The sequence below is a fragment of the Stenotrophomonas sp. 57 genome, assembly GCF_030291075.1.
Lineage (GTDB): Bacteria > Pseudomonadota > Gammaproteobacteria > Xanthomonadales > Xanthomonadaceae > Stenotrophomonas.
The window spans coordinates 1834891-1853464 of record NZ_CP127407.1; the positions used below are offsets into that span (position 1 = coordinate 1834891).

17 protein-coding genes are annotated in these 18574 nt (G+C 65.9%); 8 read left to right on the forward strand and 9 right to left on the reverse strand.

The genetic code is table 11. The features are described from left to right. Positions 1-607: 607 nt before the first annotated feature. The 6 genes from QP512_RS08520 to ykgO all read right to left on the reverse strand — a co-directional run bounded on the left by QP512_RS08520 (position 608) and on the right by ykgO (position 5168). A complete protein-coding gene (locus tag QP512_RS08520; protein ID WP_286071711.1) occupies positions 608-1840 on the reverse strand; it encodes a TraB/GumN family protein in 1233 nt (410 codons plus the stop codon). Beyond that, positions 1833-2363: a GNAT family N-acetyltransferase gene (locus QP512_RS08525; RefSeq protein ID WP_049429014.1), complete on the reverse strand. Its 531-nt coding sequence runs from the start codon at positions 2361-2363 to the stop codon at positions 1833-1835. The genes QP512_RS08520 and QP512_RS08525 overlap by 8 nt, the downstream gene beginning before the upstream one ends. Before the next feature lie 13 nt (positions 2364-2376). After that, a complete protein-coding gene (locus tag QP512_RS08530) occupies positions 2377-3264 on the reverse strand; it encodes a carbon-nitrogen hydrolase (RefSeq protein WP_286071712.1) in 888 nt (295 codons plus the stop codon). A 225-nt stretch (positions 3265-3489) separates the two neighbouring features. Beyond that, positions 3490-4527 carry an agmatine deiminase family protein gene (locus tag QP512_RS08535; protein WP_286071713.1) on the reverse strand — a complete coding sequence of 346 codons (1038 nt, stop codon included), beginning with the start codon at positions 4525-4527 and terminating at the stop codon, positions 3490-3492. 39 nt (positions 4528-4566) lie between these two features. Next, positions 4567-4866, reverse strand: a complete 300-nt coding sequence (locus QP512_RS08540) for a hypothetical protein (protein WP_226053522.1) — start codon at positions 4864-4866, stop codon at positions 4567-4569. A 176-nt stretch (positions 4867-5042) separates the two neighbouring features. Further along, the gene (gene ykgO, locus QP512_RS08545) at positions 5043-5168 is read right to left on the reverse strand and encodes a type B 50S ribosomal protein L36 (protein ID WP_005409283.1); all 126 of its coding nucleotides are present in this window, start codon (positions 5166-5168) and stop codon (positions 5043-5045) included. 197 nt (positions 5169-5365) lie between these two features. Here ykgO and cmk point away from each other — a divergent pair, with 197 nt between their 5' ends. The 8 genes from cmk (at position 5366) to galU (ending at position 13649) form a co-directional block, all read left to right on the forward strand. Then, on the forward strand, positions 5366-6043 hold the full coding sequence (cmk, locus tag QP512_RS08550) for a (d)CMP kinase (protein ID WP_049454773.1): 678 nt from the start codon (positions 5366-5368) through the stop codon (positions 6041-6043). Positions 6044-6241: 198 nt separating this feature from the next. Next, the gene (gene rpsA / locus QP512_RS08555; protein WP_005409285.1) at positions 6242-7927 is read left to right on the forward strand and encodes a 30S ribosomal protein S1; all 1686 of its coding nucleotides are present in this window, start codon (positions 6242-6244) and stop codon (positions 7925-7927) included. Positions 7928-8015: 88 nt separating this feature from the next. Further along, a complete protein-coding gene (locus tag QP512_RS08560; RefSeq protein ID WP_005409286.1) occupies positions 8016-8321 on the forward strand; it encodes an integration host factor subunit beta in 306 nt (101 codons plus the stop codon). 76 nt (positions 8322-8397) lie between these two features. Next, on the forward strand, positions 8398-8679 hold the full coding sequence (locus tag QP512_RS08565) for a LapA family protein (protein WP_180853498.1): 282 nt from the start codon (positions 8398-8400) through the stop codon (positions 8677-8679). A 6-nt stretch (positions 8680-8685) separates the two neighbouring features. Beyond that, positions 8686-9864: a lipopolysaccharide assembly protein LapB gene (lapB, locus tag QP512_RS08570; RefSeq protein WP_049428020.1), complete on the forward strand. Its 1179-nt coding sequence runs from the start codon at positions 8686-8688 to the stop codon at positions 9862-9864. Between the two features lie 3 nt (positions 9865-9867). Continuing rightward, on the forward strand, positions 9868-10857 hold the full coding sequence (locus QP512_RS08575) for a glycosyltransferase family 4 protein (protein WP_286071714.1): 990 nt from the start codon (positions 9868-9870) through the stop codon (positions 10855-10857). Positions 10858-10860: 3 nt separating this feature from the next. Continuing rightward, positions 10861-12774: a nucleoside-diphosphate sugar epimerase/dehydratase gene (locus QP512_RS08580; protein WP_286071715.1), complete on the forward strand. Its 1914-nt coding sequence runs from the start codon at positions 10861-10863 to the stop codon at positions 12772-12774. After that, on the forward strand, positions 12771-13649 hold the full coding sequence (gene galU / locus QP512_RS08585; RefSeq protein WP_021204148.1) for a UTP--glucose-1-phosphate uridylyltransferase GalU: 879 nt from the start codon (positions 12771-12773) through the stop codon (positions 13647-13649). The genes QP512_RS08580 and galU overlap by 4 nt, the downstream gene beginning before the upstream one ends. 548 nt (positions 13650-14197) lie before the next feature. Here galU and QP512_RS08590 read toward each other — a convergent pair. From QP512_RS08590 to QP512_RS08600, 3 genes are all read right to left on the reverse strand, one after another. Continuing rightward, positions 14198-15406 carry an acetyl-CoA C-acyltransferase gene (locus tag QP512_RS08590; RefSeq protein WP_005416236.1) on the reverse strand — a complete coding sequence of 403 codons (1209 nt, stop codon included), beginning with the start codon at positions 15404-15406 and terminating at the stop codon, positions 14198-14200. A gap of 97 nt (positions 15407-15503) precedes the next feature. After that, positions 15504-17876: a 3-hydroxyacyl-CoA dehydrogenase/enoyl-CoA hydratase family protein gene (locus QP512_RS08595; RefSeq protein WP_286071716.1), complete on the reverse strand. Its 2373-nt coding sequence runs from the start codon at positions 17874-17876 to the stop codon at positions 15504-15506. Positions 17877-17915: 39 nt separating this feature from the next. Beyond that, positions 17916-18569, reverse strand: a complete 654-nt coding sequence (locus QP512_RS08600; protein WP_005409294.1) for a TetR family transcriptional regulator — start codon at positions 18567-18569, stop codon at positions 17916-17918. Between the last annotated feature and the right edge of the window lie 5 nt (positions 18570-18574).

Sequence of the window (18574 nt, forward strand, 5' to 3'; positions counted from 1 at the left end):
AGCCCATGCTCGGCTGCTGTTCGCCACGTTGCGGCGTCGCCCCAGCATGGGCTCGGGCGCTACATATTCCGCGCCCATGTAGAGCCGAGCCGATGCTCGGCTGCTGTTCGCCACATCGCGGCGCCGCGCGAGCGTGGGCTCGGGCGCTACAGATGCCGTGCCCATGTAGAGCCGAGCCGATGCTCGGCTGCTGTTCGCCACATCGCGGCGCCGCCCGAGCGTGGGCTCGGGCGCTACAGATGCCGTGCCCATGTAGAGCCGAGCCCATGCTCGGCTGCTGTTCGCCACATCGCGGCGCCGCCCGAGCATCGGCTCGGGCGCTACAGATGCCGTGCCCATGTAGAGCCGAGCCTATGCTCGGCTGCTGTTCGCCACATCGCGGCGCCGCCCGAGCATCGGCTCGGGCGCTACAGATGCCGTGCCCATGTAGAGCCGAGCCCATGCTCGGCTGCTGTTCGCCGCGTCGCGGCGCCGCCCGAGCGTGGGCTCGGGCGCTACAGATTCCGCGCCGATGTAGAGCCGAGCCCATGCTCGGCTGCTGTTCGCCACATCGCGGCGCCGCCCGAGCATCGGCTCGGGCGCAACAGATTCTGTGGCCGGTTGAGGTTTACCCCGCGACCTTGCCCCACACCTTGAACGTGGTCAGCCACAGGCCGAGCATGCTGCCGATGTTGGTCAGCATGAAGGTCAGCACCACGCGGGTGACGCGATTGCGGTACCAGCCTTTCAGGCTCTGCGCATCGTCGCGCAGCTTGAGGAAGTCTTCGTAGGCCGGCTTGCGCAGGCGCGCTTCCACCAGCGCCGAGAACGCGCCGGTGGGGATGCTCAGGCGGAACGGCTTGAACGGCGCCACCGCGATTGCAGTGAGGATGCTCAGGGGATGGCCGCCGGCCAGCAGGCAGCCCAGGCCCGCCAGGCCGCCGGTATACATCGCCCAGGTCGCCAGCAGTTCGGTACCCACGCCGAGGCCGCCGCGGTAGAAGCCCACGCCGATGCCGGTCGCCACGATCGCCAGGATGCCCAGCGTGAACCACGGAATGTTGCGCTTCTTCGGTACCGCTTCCAGCTCGGCGCGCAGCGGCGCCGGTGCCTCGGTGTCGGTTTCCAGGTAACGCGCCAGCCCTGCAAGGTGGCCCGCACCGACAACCGCCAGCACTTCACGCTGCTGCGGGTTGTGTTCCTCGCGCAGGCGCGTGGCCATGTAGCGGTCGCGTTCGCCGATGATGGTCTCGTACAGCGCCGGGCTCTCGCTGGCGAACTCGCCGAAGCTCGATTCCAGCATGTCGCCCTGCTTGAGCTTCTCGATCTCGTTTTCGCCCACTTCCTCGGACGAGAACAGGCCAGCGCCGAGCCCCGCGACCAGCTTCAGCTTGCCGAAGAAGCCCAGCCGCTGCGAGGCACGGCGGAAGGTCAGGCCGACCTCGCGGTCGATCAGGTGCACGGGCAGGTCGCGTTCGCGGGCCAGTTCCACCGCGCGCTTCAGTTCGGCGCCTGGCTCGATGTCCAGCTGTTCGGCCAGGCGTCGCTGGTAGGCGGACAGGGCCAGGTTGGCGGCGAACAGGGCAACGCGACCCTTGCGGATCACCTCGACCAGGTCGAGCTTGGCCAGCGTGTCCGGGTCGCTTAGTGCCTGCAGGCGCTGCGGGTCCAGCTCGACCGCCACCGCGTCGAAACGGCCGCTGTCGATGGCTTTCTCCACGGCTTCAACGCTGGCGCGCGAAACATGGGCGGTGCCCAGCAGGGTGTAGCGCACGCCGTCGCGTTCGATGACGCGCACCGGCTGGCCGGCGAACAGATCGTCGCCGGTTTCGGGAAGGGTTTCGGTCATGGGTTCATTCATTGGAAGGTGCGGTGTCGGCGCCGTCGCCGAGCGCGCGCTGCATCTGCACGGTATCCAGCCAGCGGCCGTGCTTGCGGCCGAGGCCACGGAACACGCCCACCAGTTCGAAGCCGAACCGTTCGTGCAGCTTGATTGAAGCGGTATTGGTCGGTTCGCCGATCACCGCCACCATCTGCCGGTAGCCACGCGCCACGCAGGCGTCGATCAGCGCCTGCAGCAGGCCGGTGCCGACGCCCTTGCCCTGGAAGCGGGCATCGACGTAGACCGAGTTCTCCACGGTCCACTGGTACGCCACGCGGGTGCGGTAGGTGTTGGCATAGGCATAGCCGGCCACCTGGCCGTCGATCTCGGCGACCAGGTAGGGGAAACCACGATCGATGATGTCGCGCATGCGGCGCAGCATCTCGGTCGCATCCGGGATGTCGTACTCGTAGGTGTTGACGAAGTCGGTCACTTCCACCGCATAGATCGCGGTGATCGCGTCGATGTCGGCCGGGCCGGCATCACGGATGAGGACGGCCATGCGCGGCTCCGGCTCAGTCGATGTAGCGCTTGAGCAGGTCGCCGTACGCGTCGATGCGACGGTCGCGCAGGAACGGCCAGATGCGGCGCACGTGCTCACTGCGCTGCAGGTCGACATCGCACAGCAGAACCGTGGCATCGGTGCCGGCCTCGGCCAGGAACTCGCCCTGCGGGCCCAGCACGTGGCTGTTGCCCCAGAACTGGATGCCCGACGCACCCAGCGGTGAGGCTTCATGGCCGACGCGGTTGCAGCTCAGCACCGGCAGGCCGTTGGCCACGGCATGGCCGCGGTGGCTCAGCACCCAGGCGTCGCGCTGGCGGGTCTTCTCGTCCTGCATGTCGTCCGGGTCCCAACCGATCGCGGTCGGGTAGAGCAGCAGTTCGGCACCGGCCAGCGCCATCAGGCGTGCCGCTTCCGGGTACCACTGGTCCCAGCAGACCAGCACGCCGAGGCGACCCACCGAGGTGTCGATCGGCGTGAAGCCGATGTCGCCCGGGGTGAAGTAGAACTTTTCGTAGAAGCCCGGATCGTCCGGGATATGCATCTTGCGGTACTTGCCGAGCAGCGTGCCGTCCTTCTCGAACACCACGGCGGTGTTGTGGTACAGGCCAGCGGCGCGGCGTTCGAACAGCGAGCCGACCAGCACCACGCCATGCTTCTTCGCCAGCGCGCCCAGGCGCTCGGTGCTCGGGCCCGGAATCGGCTCGGCCAGGTCGAACTCGTCCACCGACTCGTGCTGGCAGAAATACGGACCGTTATGCAGTTCCTGCAGCAGCACCAGCTTGGCACCCTGCGCAGCCGCCTCGGCCACGCGTGCTTCGATCACCGCCAGGTTGGCGGCGGCATCACCGTGGTTGCGCTCCTGGATCAGGGCGACGGTAAGGGGGCTGCGCGAGTTCATGCGGGGCGTTCCTGCGGGGGAAAACCTGCATGTTAGCGCGGATGGACGGCAACGGCGTGTCGCGCGCTGAATGGGCCGGTGTTGTAGAGCCGAGCCCATGCTCGGCTGCGTTCTGCTCCGGTTGCGCGAGCGCCCCAGCCGAGCGTGGGCTCGGCTCTACAAAAGGCCAGTCGAGCATGGCTCGACTCTACAAAAGCGGCGCCGGGCGGGGCCCGACGTCATCCATCAGGCCTTCAACAGCCCTGCCGGCAGCTGCATGGTGATGCAGTGCAGGCTGCCGTTCTGCCAGATCAGCGAGCGGCAGGGCACCTGCACGATCTCGCGGCCCGGGTGCGCCTGCGCCAGCACGTCGCGGGCCAGGTCATCGGCCGGATCGCCATAGGCCGGCATCAGCACCGCACCATTGACGATCAGGTAATTGGCATACGACGCGGCCAGGCGGCGGCCCTCGTCAATCACCGGCTGGGCCCACGGCAGCGGGAACAGGCGGTACGGCTGGCCATCCTTCGTGCGCAGCGCGGCCAGTTCGTTGCCCATCGCCTGCAGCTCGGCGTAGTGCGAGTCGCTCTCGTCGTCGCAGGCCTGGTAGACGATGCTGTCGACCGAAGCGAAGCGGGCGAGGGTGTCGATGTGCGCGTCGGTGTCGTCGCCTTCCAGATAGCCGTGGTCCAGCCACAGCACGCGGTCCTGCTGCAGCCAGTCGGCCAGGTCGGCGCTCAGGCTGTCGCGGTCGCGGTCCGGGTGGCGCTCGTGCAGGCACTTCCAGGTGGTCAGCAGGGTGCCTTCGCCGTCGGTTTCGATGCCGCCGCCTTCCAGCGCGAACGGGATGCTGCGCACTGGCGCGTCGTTGAACACGCCGGCCTGGTCGAGCACGCCCACCAGCTGGTCATCCAGGGTGGCATCGAACTTGCCGCCCCAGCCGGTGAAGCGGAAGTCCAGCAGCTGGAAACCGCCGTCGGCGCGGCGCAGGGTGATCGGGCCGGAGTCGCGCAGCCAGGTATCGTCGTAGGCGGCCGTGGTGAAGTGGACCTTGCCCATGTCGATGCGGTTGGAGCGCAGCCGCATTTCGGCATAGGTCTCCACATCGTCGTCGGCCACGCAGATCAGTACCGGCTGGAAGCGGGTGATGGCCGCGACCAGGGCGATGTAGGTCTCTTCCACCTGGCCCAGGCGGTCGGCCCAGTCGGTGTCGGCGGTGGGCCAGGCAATCAGGACGCCGCTCTGGGCTTCCCACTCGGCAGGAAAACGAAGGGTCTGGTTCATGGTCTCGCTACACAGGCCCGCCCACGGCGGGTAAAGGGATCAACGGATCGGCGGTTTCGGGCCGATTTCGTTCGGGTCCGCCTGGTTGGCCACCACGTCGATCACCTTCTGCTTCTCGAAGTAGACGGTGAACTGCGGGTACACCCAGCGGTTGATGGTCGGCCATTGCCGCTTCTGCCCGCCGCGCGGCTGCAGCTGTTCGCTCGGCGCGCCGAACTGCGCCTGCACCTGCTGCATGCTCTGGCCGCGCACGGGCAGGGCACCGGCCGGCTTCTCGCGGGCGCGGTCGACAAGCAGGGTATCGGCCATCGCCGGCGTAGCGGCGGCCAGGGTGGCCATCACGGCCAGGGCGGACAGGTAACGCTTCATCTCGATCTACTCCCCAGTGGTCAAGAAAGGCGATTACAGCAAAAACGGCAGGAAAAAGCCGCATAAACAAAAAACCGCCCGAAGGCGGTTTCTTGCATCGGGTCGGCCCCGCGTAGGGCCAGCCGCAGCCGCGAGGGCTGTTGGGCTTAGCGCTGACGCGCCTTGAAACGCGGGTTCGACTTGCAGATGACGAAGATCTTGCCGCGACGACGGACGACCTTGCAGTCGCGGTGACGGGCCTTCGCCGACTTCAGGGAGGACAGGACTTTCATGGCATACCTCGGCGTAAACAGTAGTTGTTCGGGTGGAGCGTGGCCGCGATATGCGAAAGACAATCGGCAGTTGACGCTCGTTCAAGCCCGCCATTCTACCGGGCTTTTTGTCGATGTTTCAAGTGGTTGCACGAAAGTCGCCGCGCGGGGCCTCGGGCAGGGGCTAGAATGACCCCTTCACACGCTCTGGGAACCCCATGAATCCACTCGCTCCCGTCCTGACCATCGACGGCCCTTCCGGGGCTGGCAAGGGTACCATCAGCCGCATCATCGCGCGCCGGATGGGCTGGCATTACCTGGATTCGGGTGCGCTGTACCGCGCAGTGGGCGTGGCCGCGAGCTGGGCAGACATCGACACCTCCGACGCCTCGGCGCTGGTGCGCTGTACTTTCGACACCCATGTTCAGTTTGTTGAACGGGGCGAGTCGATGCGGGTCATGGTCAACGGCACCGATGCCACCGACGAGCTGCGCCTGGAGACCACCGGCGCCCTGGCCTCGGCCATTGCCGCCATTCCGGAGGTCCGCGCGGCCCTGAAGGAGCGCCAGCGCGCATTCAGGGAGCTGCCCGGCCTGGTCGCCGACGGCCGCGACATGGGCACGGTGATCTTCAAGGACGCCCCCTACAAGGTCTTCCTGACCGCCAGTGCCGAGGAGCGCGCCGAGCGCCGGCATAAGCAGTTGAAAGACAAGGGGGTTTCTGTTAACTTTGATGACCTCCTGCGCGAGATCATGGCCCGCGACGCCCGTGATGCTCAGCGTACCGTGGCGCCCCTGAAGCCGGCAGACGATGCTGTCCTCATCGACACCACAGGCATCGGCATCGATGATGTCGTTGCCCGAGTGATGGATCTGCTTCCGGTTCCGGCTGCCTGATCCGTTCGTGCGGGAGCACTGCCAGCTGCATCGGTGGTGGTCGCGCAAAGCAGTGCTGTACCAGCTCCGCCGCGCAATGATGCGTGGCGGTTTTCCTACTACACACGACCTGCGTTTCCGGGGTCGACCAACAGGCGGGCGGTCGCCATTCCCCTGAAGGGGACGCCACCGACCCATGTGTCCAACAGAGTAAATCTAATGACCGAATCATTTGCCGAACTGTTTGAAGCCAGCCAGGCCAACCTGGCCAAGCTGAAGCCGGGCGCCATCGTCAGCGGTACCGTTGTTGAAGTCCGCGGCGACGTCGTGGTGATCAACGCTGGCCTGAAGTCCGAAGGCATCGTGCCGATCGAACAGTTCCGTAACGACGCTGGCGAAATCGACGTCGCCGAAGGCGACATCGTCAAGGTCGCCCTCGACTCGATCGAGAACGGCTTCGGCGAAACCGTCCTGTCGCGCGAGAAGGCCAAGCGCGCGATGGTGTGGGACGAGCTGGAAGAGGCGTTGGAAAAGAACGAAACCATCACCGGCCGCATCAGCGGCAAGGTCAAGGGTGGTTTCACCGTGGACATCAAGGATGTCCGCGCCTTCCTGCCGGGTTCCCTGGTCGATGTGCGCCCGGTGCGCGATCCGGCCTACCTGGAAGGCAAGGAACTCGAGTTCAAGCTCATCAAGCTGGACCGCAAGCGTAACAACGTCGTGGTCTCGCGCCGCGCTGTCGTCGAAAGCGAGCACTCGGAAGAGCGCGAGCAGCTGATGGACAAGCTGCAGGAAGGCGCGATCCTGAAGGGTGTGGTCAAGAACCTGACCGACTACGGCGCGTTCGTGGACCTGGGCGGTATCGACGGCCTGCTGCACATCACCGACATGGCGTGGAAGCGCGTGCGTCACCCGTCGGAAGTCGTGAACGTCGGCGACGAGCTGGACGTCCGCGTGCTGAAGTTCGACCGCGAGCGCAACCGCGTTTCGCTGGGCCTGAAGCAGCTGGGCGAGGATCCGTGGGACAACATCGGCCGTCGTTACCCGGCCAACAGCCGCGTCTTCGGCAAGGTCTCCAACGTCACCGATTACGGTGCGTTCGTTGAGATCGAGCCGGGCGTCGAAGGCCTGGTGCACGTCTCCGAGATGGATTGGACCAACAAGAACGTCAACCCGTCCAAGGTTGTCCAGGTTGGTGATGAAGTCGAAGTGATGGTGCTGGACGTCGATGAAGAGCGTCGCCGCATCTCGCTGGGCATGAAGCAGGTTGCCGCCAATCCGTGGGAAACCTTCGCTGCCACCCACAAGAAGGGTGACAAGGTGTCGGGCCAGATCAAGTCGATCACCGACTTCGGCATCTTCATCGGCCTGGACGGCGGCATCGACGGCCTGGTCCACCTGTCCGACATCAGCTGGAACACCACCGGCGAAGACGTCGTTCGCAACTTCAAGAAGGGCGATACCCTGGACGCCGTCGTCCTGGCTGTCGATCCGGAGCGCGAGCGCATCTCCCTGGGCGTGAAGCAGCTGGAGCAGGATCCGTTCGGCCAGTACATGGCTGCCAATCCGAAGGGCTCCAAGGTCGAAGGCGTGGTGAAGGAAGTCGACGCCAAGGGCGCGATCATCGAGCTGGCTGACGGCATCGAAGGTTACGTCTCGGCGCGCGACATCGCCAACGAGCGCGTTGACGACGCCACCCAGCACCTGAAGGTCGGCGACAAGATCGAAGCCAAGTTCGTGGGCATGGACCGCAAGGGCCGTACCCTGCAGCTGTCGATCAAGGCCAAGGACGACGCGGAAATGCGCGAAGTGCTGGAGGAATACCAGTCCTCTTCGGCTTCCAGCGGCACCACCCAGCTGGGCGCGCTGCTGCGTGCACAGCTGAACGGCAACAAGTCCGAGTAATCGGCCTTACGCTGTTTGTTGTTTCCTGGACGGCCCGGGCTTCTGCCTGGGCCGTTTCAGGCTGAGATGCCCCTGATGTGAGCCGGTAATGACCAAATCCGAACTGATCGAAATCCTTGCGCGCCGCCAGGCGCACCTGAAGGCCGATGATGTCGATCTGGCGGTGAAGTCATTGCTGGAAATGATGGGCGGATCGCTGTCCGCCGGGGATCGCATCGAAATCCGTGGTTTTGGCAGCTTCTCGCTGCACTATCGTCCGCCGCGCCTGGGTCGCAACCCGAAGACCGGCGAATCGGTTGCCCTGCCGGGCAAGCACGTCCCCCATTTCAAGCCGGGCAAGGAACTGCGCGAGCGGGTCAGCAGTGTGCTGCCGCTGGACGCCGATCCGGCCTGAGCCTCCGTCGCGCCACCGCGTGCGAATCCAGCCGCGGGTCGGATAAGCTACGGACTCCTGCCACTGGAGCTGTCGCATGAAGGTCTTTCGTCTGCTGGTCCTGCTGGCGGTCCTGATCCTTGGGCTGATCATTGGTGCGGTCAACATGACCGCGATGTCGATCAACCTGCTGTTTACCCAGTTGAATACCTCCGTGGGCGTGGCGCTGATTGCGGCCCTGCTGATCGGTGTCATCGTCGGTGCCGGCCTGGTGCTGGTGAGCGTGGTCATTCCGCTCTACGGCCAGCTGCGCCGTGCCAACAAGTCCGCCGCCACGCCGGCCGCGGGTGTTTCCCCCCAATCTTTTGATGGACGCTGATCGAAGATGGATTTCGTCACCGAGTGGCTGTGGTTTTTCCTGTTCGTTCCGCTGGCCGCACTGGCCGGGTGGGTGATTGGCCGGCGTGGCGGCCAGCGCCACGGTGACAACCAGGTCAGCCGACTGTCCAGCACCTACTTCCGTGGCCTGAACTACCTGCTCAACGAGCAGCCGGACAAGGCCATCGAACTGTTCCTGCACATCGCCGAGCTGGACAAGGAAACCTTCGAGACCCAGGTTGCGCTGGGCCACCTGTTCCGCCGCCGCGGTGAAGTGGACCGCGCCATCCGCCTGCACCAGGGGCTGGTCAACCGCCATGACCTGAGCGACGCGCAGCGCGTGCAGGCCCTGCTGGCGCTGGGCGAGGACTACATGAAGTCCGGCCTGCTGGACCGTGCAGAGACTGTGTTCACCGAGTTGGCGCAGCTGGACCAGCGCGCTCCGCAGGCGCTCAAGCACCTGATCGGCATCTACCAGGCCGAGCGTGACTGGGAAAAGGCGATCGACAACGCCACCCGCTTCGAAGACGTCACCGGCGAGCCGATGGGCAAGCTGATCGGTCAGTTCGAATGCGAGCTGGCCGAACGCTTCCGTGGCGCCGGCAAGCTGGAAGAGGCGAGGGCGGCGATCGCCCGCGCCTACCAGGCCGACGCCATGTCGGTGCGCGCCGGCATCATCGAAGGTCGACTTGAGACGGATGCGGGTAATGCCGAAGCCGCCGTGCGTGCATTCGAACGCGCCGCGCGCAACGATCCGGAGTACCTGCCCGAGCTGCTGCCGGCGCTGATGGAAAACTACCGCAAGGTCGGCGACCTGGGGGGCGCGCGTGCGTTCCTGTCGGAAATGACCGAACACTACCGTGGCATTGCCCCGGTGCTGGCCCTGACCCGGCTGATGGAAGAGCAGGAGGGTGTGGCTCCGGCCCGTGCCTACCTTGGCCGCCAGCTCAAGGATCGTCCGTCGGTGCGTGGCGAATCGGCGCTGATCGACCTGACCCTGGCCGAGGGCGCCGATTCCACCGCGACCCTGCACGACCTCAAGCACATCACCGACCAGTTGCTGGTGCGCAACCCTGCCTACCGCTGCACCCGCTGCGGCTTCGGCGCACGCACCCACCACTGGCAGTGCCCGAGCTGCAAGGAATGGGGCACGGTCAAGCCACTGCTGAACTACGCGGTGCTCTGATCCATGCCGTGGCTCGTGATGGGCGCGCTGCTGGGGCTTGCCCTGCTGAGTGCCGGATTGACCTGGGCGGCACGTGGCTATGCCCTGCGCCAGCAACTGATGGATCAGCCCGGCGAGCGTCGCAGCCATAGCGTGGCAACGCCGCGCGGCGGCGGAATCGCGATCGTCATCAGCCTGCTGGTCACTGCTGGCGTGGCGATGTGGGTCTGGCCCGAATCGGCGCCAAGCCTGCTGGTCGCCAGCATCGGCCTGGTGCTGGTCGCGGGCATCGGCTGGTGGGACGACCACCGGCCGTTGCCGGCCATGCGCCGCCTGCTGGTGCATTTCATTGCCGCCGCACTGCTGGGTGCGCTGGTGAAGGTGCACGGTGGCAGCTGGCTGCTGGCCGGGCTGGTGTTGGTGTTCACCGCGTCGCTGATCAACATCTGGAACTTCATGGATGGCATCAACGGTATTGCTGCCAGCCAGGCCCTCGTGGTCGCGCTGGGCCTGGCGCCGGTGCTGCCCTGGCCCTATTCGCTGGCCGCCGTCGCGCTCGGCCTGGCCTGCCTGGGCTTTCTGCCGTTCAATTTTCCACGGGCGCGGATCTTCATGGGCGATGTCGGAAGTGGCGCGCTGGGCTATGCCGTTGCCGTCGTTCTGGCCATCGCCGCGGTGCGTACCGATATCCACTGGATCCTGCTGCTGGTGCCGGCCTCGGCGTTCCTTGTGGACGCTGGCTTCACACTGGCGGCGCGCATCATTTCAGGACAACGCTGGATGGAACCCCATACCCAGCATGTCTACCAGCGGGCGGTACAGGCAGGAGCCAGTCATGCCCAGGTGACAGGGATGTACTTTGCTTTGGGCCTGTTCAGCATTACAGTGCTTAATGTCTGCTCCAATTTGCAGCCGAGGTGGGAGGCTGTCCTGGCGGTCGCGTGGTTTGCCGCGCTGAGCGTCGTTTGGCTCCTCCTGCGCAATGGATTGCGTCACCGACAAGGATCTACCTGACTTATGGCTTCACCCCTGCGGGACAGAATTCTGGGCCTGATGCCGCGCTCGGCCATTGTCTGCCATGACCTGTTCATGGTCTGGGCATGCTGGCAGCTGCTTCACGCGGGGCGCTACTCGATCCTGCCCAACGCGCCCGCGCTGCCCCTCTGGAACGTCGATACCACCCTGGTGCTGCTGCTGCAGGCCCTGGTGTTCTGGCGCGTGGGCCTGTATCGCGGGCTGTGGCGTTTCGCCAGCGTCAGCGACCTGCTGAACATCTTCAAGGCCAGCTTCATCGGCCTGGTCGGCATCGTGCTGGTGCTGATGTGGAAGCGCTTCGACGGCGTGCCGATGTCCGTGCTGGTGATCTATCCGTTCGCGCTGTCGGCGCTGCTGGGCGCGCCGCGCCTGCTGTACCGGGCCTGGAAGGACTACCAGGCACTGCAGTCCGATTCGAGCGCGCGCCGCGTGCTGATCCTCGGTGCCGGGCAGGCAGCCGAGACCCTGGTCCGCGATCTGCGCCGTTCCGGCAACTTCGAGCCGGTCGGCCTGCTGGATGATGCACCCCACCTGCGTGGCGCCAATCTGCAGGGTCTGCCGATCCTCGGCAGTCTGGATGATGCCCCGACGGTGGTCCGCGAGACGGCGGCCAAGCTGCTGGTGATCGCCATGCCTTCGCTGGATGCCGCGGGCATGCAGCGTGTGGTCGCCATCTGTGAAAGCACCGGCGTGCCGTTCCGCACGGTGCCCAAGCTCAGCGACATCCTGCAGGGCCAGTCGCTGCCAGGCCAGCTGAAGGAAGTGGCGATCGAGGACCTGCTTGGCCGCAAGCCGATCACCCCGGACTGGAACCTGATCCGTGGCTGGTTGGGCGGGCGCACCGTGATGGTCACCGGTGCCGGTGGTTCGATCGGCTCGGAGCTGTGCCGCCAGTGCGCACGCCACGGTGCCGGCCGCATCGTCCTGCTGGAGATCAGCGAGCTGCTGCTGCTGACCATCGAAGGTGAGCTGCGCCGCAGCTTCCCCGATATCGAGATCGAAGCGGTGCTGGGCGACTGTGGCGACCCCGCGGTGATCCGCCATGCACTCTCGCTGCATCCGGTCGACACCGCATTCCATGCCGCTGCCTACAAGCATGTGCCGGTGCTGGAACGGCAGCTGCGCGAAGCGGTGCGCAACAACATTCTGGCGACCGAGAACGTGGCCCGTGCCTGCCTTGAAGCACGCGTCGAGCATTTCGTGTTCATCTCCACCGACAAGGCGGTCGATCCAGTCAACGCGCTGGGTGCGAGCAAGCGCTACGCAGAGATGATCTGCCAGAGCCTGGACCAGAAGTCCACGCACACCCGTTTCGTCACGGTACGTTTCGGCAACGTGCTGGCCTCGGCCGGCAGTGTGGTGCCGCTGTTCCGCGAACAGATCCTGCGCGGCGGCCCGGTCACGGTCACCGACCCGGAAGTCAGCCGCTACTTCATGACCATCCCCGAGGCCTGCCAGCTGATCCTGCAGGCAGCGGCGTCGGCATCGCATGGTGCGATCTACACGCTCGACATGGGTGAGCCGGTACCGATCCGCCTCCTGGCCGAGCAGATGATCCGCCTGGCGGGCAAGCAGCCGTACAAGGATGTGCAGATCATCTATACCGGCCTGCGCCCGGGCGAGAAGCTGCACGAGACGCTGTTCTACTCGGACGAGGACTACCGCGCCACCGCGCATCCGAAGATCCTCGAAGCCGGCGTGCGCACGTTCTCGCGCGATCTGGTGCTGGGCAACGTCCCGCGCCTGCGCGACGCGGTGTGCAGCTATGACACCGACACCATCAAGGAAGTCCTGTTTGCGACGATGCCGGAGTTCTCTCCGATCGAACAGGATGCTTACATCTCATCCGCTAAAGTCGTGCCTTTTCCGGCACGTGAGGCCAACAGGCACCAATGAGCAAGCGAATTCGCAAAGCGGTTTTCCCGGTGGCAGGACTCGGGACGCGTTTTTTGCCAGCAACCAAGACCGTACCGAAGGAGATGCTGCCGATCATTGATCGGCCGCTGATCCAGTACGCGGTCGATGAGGCGATCGAAGCGGGCTGTGACACGCTGGTGTTCATCACCAACCGCTACAAGCACGCGGTCGCCGACTACTTCGACAAGGCCTACGAGCTGGAGCAGAAGCTCGAGCGCGCCGGCAAGCAGGAACAGCTGGAGATGATCCGCCACGTGCTGCCCAACGGCGTGCGCGCGATCTTCGTGACCCAGGCCGAGGCCCTGGGCCTGGGCCATGCGGTGCTGTGTGCGAAGGCCGTGATCGGTGACGAGCCGTTTGCAGTGCTGCTGCCGGACGACCTGATCTGGAACCGCGGCGACGGCGCGCTGAAGCAGATGGCCGATCTGAACGAAGCCAGTGGCGCCAGCGTCATCGCCGTTGAAGATGTGCCGCACGACAAGACCGCCAGCTATGGCATCGTCGCAACCGAGGCCTTCGATGGCCGCAAGGGGCGCATTTCGCAGATCGTGGAGAAGCCGAAGCCGGAGGACGCGCCGAGCGACCTGGCCGTGGTCGGCCGCTACGTGCTGAGCCCGAAGATCTTCGAGCTGCTGGAAAATACCGGCAGCGGCGCCGGCGGTGAGATCCAGCTGACCGATGCGATCGCGCAGCTGCTGAAGACCGAAGAAGTCGATGCCTATCGTTTCGAGGGCACGCGCTTCGACTGCGGCACGCACCTGGGGCTGGTCGAAGCGACGATCCGTTTCGCGCTGGACAACCCGAAGCTGGCAGGGCCGGCGCGGGAGAAGCTGGCGGCGATGTTGGCGGAATAAGGTTTATCGAGCGCTCCGTTCGCGGCGCCTTGATTGATACGTGGGGGAGGGGGCGGATGGCCCTCTCCAAAACACGCCAAAGCCCTTCCATGGTGCTCGATGGCGCCTTGCTCGTGTGCGCTGTCCTGCGCACACGGCAAGACCGGGGTTGGGCGTCCTGCCCAACCCGCCCGAGGCATGCCTCGGGCCCATGGCGCCAACGGTTTTGGAGAGGGCCATCCGCCCCCTCTCGACCGTTTTCCGTGCGGCGCGGACGCGAAGGGCGGAATCAAGGGCAGAAACAAAAAAGGCAGCCGATGGCTGCCTTTTTCGTTTCCAGAGCAGGATCAAAAGCATCCACGCACGGCGTGGATCTACTGCTCTTGCCTTTGCTCACCCTCCGCCGCGCGGAATGCTGGATGGCGCGGGTGGGTGAGGCTGACCGGGACTGTCAGCGGCATGGATGCCGCTGCCAAGCCCCCAGGGACGGGTTTACGGCGTGTCCCGGGCAGTCTCACCCACCCGGGCCCCACAGCCAACCGACACTCCAGCCGGCAACGCTTTGAACCTTACAGCGCCTCGAAAATACCCGCTGCGCCCATGCCGGTGCCGATGCACATCGTCACCATGCCGTACTTCTGCTGGCGACGACGCAGGCCATGCAGCAGGGTCGCGGTGCGGATCGCGCCGGTCGCGCCCAGCGGGTGGCCCAGGGCGATCGCGCCGCCCAGCGGGTTGACCTTGCTCGGGTCCAGGCCGCAATCGCGGATCACCGCCAGCGACTGCGCGGCGAAGGCTTCGTTGAGCTCGATCCAGTCCAGCTGGTCCTGGGTCAGGCCGGCCTGCTTCAGGGCCTTCGGGATCGCGGCGATCGGGCCGATGCCCATCACTTCCGGACGCACGCCGGCCACCGAGAAGCTGACGAAACGGGCCAGCGGGGTCAGGCCGTAATCCTTGATCGCCTGCTCCGACGCCAGCAGCACGGCACCGGCGCCATCGCTCATCTGCGAGGAGTTGCCGGCGGTGACGGTGCCGCCGAACTGGCCGTTGCGGAACACCGGGCGCAGCTTGGCCAGACCTTCAGCCGAGGAATCCGGGCGCGGACCTTCGTCGGTGTCGGCGACCTTGTTGCGGGTGATGATGCGCTGGCCATCGGCCAGGTCCGGCAGGTGCGAGACGATCTCGTACGGGCTGATCTCGTCCTTGAACTCGCCGTTCTGGATCGCGGCCATGGCCTTCTGGTGCGAGGCCAAGGCGAAGGCGTCCTGGTCTTCGCGCGAGACCTTCCACTCTTCGGCCACCTTCTCGGCGGTGATGCCCATGCCGTAGGCGATGGCCACGTGGTCGTTGTCGAACACGCTGGGGGCCATCGCGATCTTGTTGCCCATCATCGGCACCATCGACATCGATTCGGTGCCGCCGGCCAGCATCAGGTCGGCGTTGCCCAGGCGGATCGCATCGGCGGCCTGCGCCACGGCCTGCAGGCCGGAGGAGCAGAAGCGGTTCACGGTCTGCGCGGCGATGGTGTTGGGCAGGCCAGCCAGCAGCACGCCGATGCGCGCCACGTTCATGCCCTGCTCGGCTTCCGGCATGGCGCAGCCGATGATCGCGTCATCGATGCGGTTGACGTCCACGCCCGGGGCCTGCGCGACGACGCTGCGCAGCACGTGCGCAAGCATGTCGTCGGGGCGGGTGTTGCGGAACATGCCCTTGGGCGCCTTGCCGACCGGGGTACGGGTGGCGGCGACGATGTAGGCGTCTTGGATTTGCTTGGTCATTGCAGTGATCTCTCGAAGTTTTTGCCGGTGTGCCCACCAGGGTGGGCAACTACCAGAGGCGGAGGAGTGCCGGCCAACGGCCGGCACCCGCCATCAATCAGTTACGCAGCGGCTTGCCGGTCTTCAGCATGTGCGCGATGCGGGCCTGGGTCTTTTCCTGCTGGGCCAGTTCGACGAAGTGCTTGCGCTCCAGCGTCAGCAGCCACTCTTCGTCCACCAGGGTGCCGCGATCGACCTTGCCGCCGCACAGCACGGTGGCGATGCGCTCGGCGATCTCGTAGTCGTACGGGCTGATGAAACGGCCTTCCAGCATGTTTACCAGCATCATCTTGAAGGTGGCGATGCCCACGTCGCCGGCCACCTGGATGCGGCGTGCCGGCAGCGGCGGACGATAGCCCGCTTCGGCCAGCGCGCGTGCTTCGGCCTTGGCGATGTAAAGCGCTTCGTAGCTGTTGAACACCACCTTGTCGGTGCTGCGCAGCAGGCCCAGTTCCTTGGCGTTGACCGCCGAGTTGGACACCTTGGCCATCGCCACGGTCTCGAAGGTCTTCTTCAGTTCGGCGAACACATCGCCGCCCGGACCTGCGGCCTGCGAGGCACGCACGGCCAGTTCCTTCAGGCCACCACCGGCCGGCAGCAGGCCGACGCCGGCCTCGACCAGGCCGATGTAGCTTTCCAGGAAGGCCACGGTCTTGGCGCTGTGCATCTGGAATTCGCAGCCGCCACCCAGGGCCAGGCCGCGCACGGCCGCAACCACCGGCACCAGCGAGTACTTGATGCGCTGGCTGGTGCGCTGGAAGTTGGCGACCATCTCTTCGAACTGGTCGACCTTGCCGGCCTGCAGCAGGCCAAGGGCACCGGCCAGGTCGGCACCGGCAGAGAAGGGTTCCTTCTGCTGCCAGATCACCAGGCCCTGGAAGTCCTTCTCGGCGCGGCTGACGCATTCCTGCAGGCCATCGAGCACCTGGTCGGACACGGTGTTCATCTTGGTCTTGAAGCTGACCACGGCGATGCCGTCGCCGTCGTGCCACATGCGCAGCCCGTCGTTCTCGAACACGGTCTCGCCCGGCGCGAACTTCTCGCCCAGCAGCGGATCCGGGAAACGCTGGCGCTGGTACACCGGCAGCGACGAGCGCGGCAGCTTGGCGTTGCGCGACGGGCTGTAGCTGCCCTCGGCGGCGTGCACGCCGTCGCGGCCATCGAACACCCAGTCCGGCAGCGGGGCGTTGCTCATGCTCTTGCCGGCGACGATGTCATCGGCAATCCACTGCGCAACCTGCTTCCAGCCGGCCGCCTGCCAGGTTTCGAACGGGCCCAGCGACCAGCCGTAGCCCCAGCGGATGGCCAGATCGACGTCGCGTGCGGTTTCGGCGATATCAGCCAGGTGGTAGGCGCTGTAGTGGAACAGGTCGCGGAAGGTCGCCCACAGGAACTGCGCCTGCGGGTGTTGGCTCTCGCGCAGCTTGGCGAACTTCTCGGCCGGGTTCTTGATCTTGAGGATTTCGACCACTTCCGGTGCGGCGGTGCGGTCGGCTGGGCGGTAGTCCTGCTTTTCCAGGTCGAGAACAACGATGTCCTTGCCGACCTTGCGGAAGATGCCGGCGCCGGTCTTCTGGCCCAGCGCGCCCTTGGAAATCAGCGCGTCCAGCCACTTCGGCGACTTGAAGAATTCATGCCACGGATCATTCGGCAGGGTGTCACCCATGGTCTTGATGACGTGGGCCATGGTGTCCAGGCCGACCACGTCGGAGGTGCGGTAGGTGGCCGACTTCGGGCGGCCGACCAGCGGGCCGGTCAGGCCGTCCACTTCATCGAAGCCCAGGCCGAATTCCTGGGTGTGGTGGATGGTGGACAGGATCGAGAACACACCGATGCGGTTGCCGATGAAGTTCGGGGTGTCCTTGGCGTACACCACGCCCTTGCCCAGGGTAGTGACCAGGAAGGCTTCCAGGCCTTCCAGCACGGCGGCATCGGTGGTGGTGGCCGGGATCAGCTCGGCCAGGTGCATGTAGCGCGGCGGGTTGAAGAAGTGCACGCCGCAGAAGCGGTGGCGCAGCTGCTCCGGCAGCACGTCGGCGAGCTTGTTGATGCCCAGGCCGGAGGTGTTGGAGGCCAGCACCGCGTGGTCGGCCACGAACGGGGCGATCTTCTTGTACAGGTCCTGCTTCCAGTCCATGCGCTCGGCGATGGCCTCGATGATCAGGTCGCAGTCCTTCAGCTGCTCCAGGCCGGACTCGTAGTTGGCCGGGGTGATGGCTTCGGCCAGCGACTTGCTGGCCAGCGGTGCCGGGCTCAGCTTGCCCAGGTTGGCGATCGCCTTCAGCACGATGCCGTCGGCCGGGCCTTCCTTGGCAGGCAGGTCGAACAGCACGGTGTCGACGCCCGCGTTGGTGAGGTGAGCGGCGATCTGGGCACCCATGACGCCGGCACCCAGCACGGCGGCGCGGCGGACTAGCAGGGAATTGGACATGGTGTAGGGCCTTTGTTGGTCAGCAGTTACTGGGTGGAATCAAAGGGAAGCGGGCAGGGCGCTGGCGCGTGCGGCGGCGCGGAACCCGGCTTCGGCGAAATGGATCAGTTCGTGGGCGGCATGGGCACGATGCGCCGCTTCGGTGACACCGGCGGGACGCTTGATCAGCCCGAAGTCGGCCATCGCATAGGTCAGCGAGCCGGCCAGGAAGTCGAGGCGCCAGTACAGCTCCTCCTTGCTCAGGTCCGGCACGCATTCGCCGATGGCCTTGCCGAACGCACGCAACACGTGGCCGTAGTGGTCGGACAGGAACTTGCGCAGGTTGTCGTTCTTCTCGGCGTAGGCGCGGGCGATCACGCGCACGAAGGCGCCGCCGTTCTGGCGGTCCTGGGCCAGCGCCAGAGCGGGCTCGACGAAGGCGGCCAGCACCGGGCGCAGTTCGCCCGGATGCTCCGCGCGGGCGCGCTCGAGCTGTGACAGGCGGGCGCCGGTCATCTCGTCCATGCGGCGGCGGAAGACCTCGTTGACCAGGTTTTCCTTGGAGCCGAAGTGGTAGTTGACCGCCGCGATGTTGACGTCGGCCTGGCTGGTGACCTGACGCAGCGAGGTGCCGGCGAAGCCGTGCTGGGCGAACAGCTCCTCGGCGGCACCGAGGATCCGGTCCTTGGTCGAGAAGTGGGCGGGCTTGGCCATCGGTG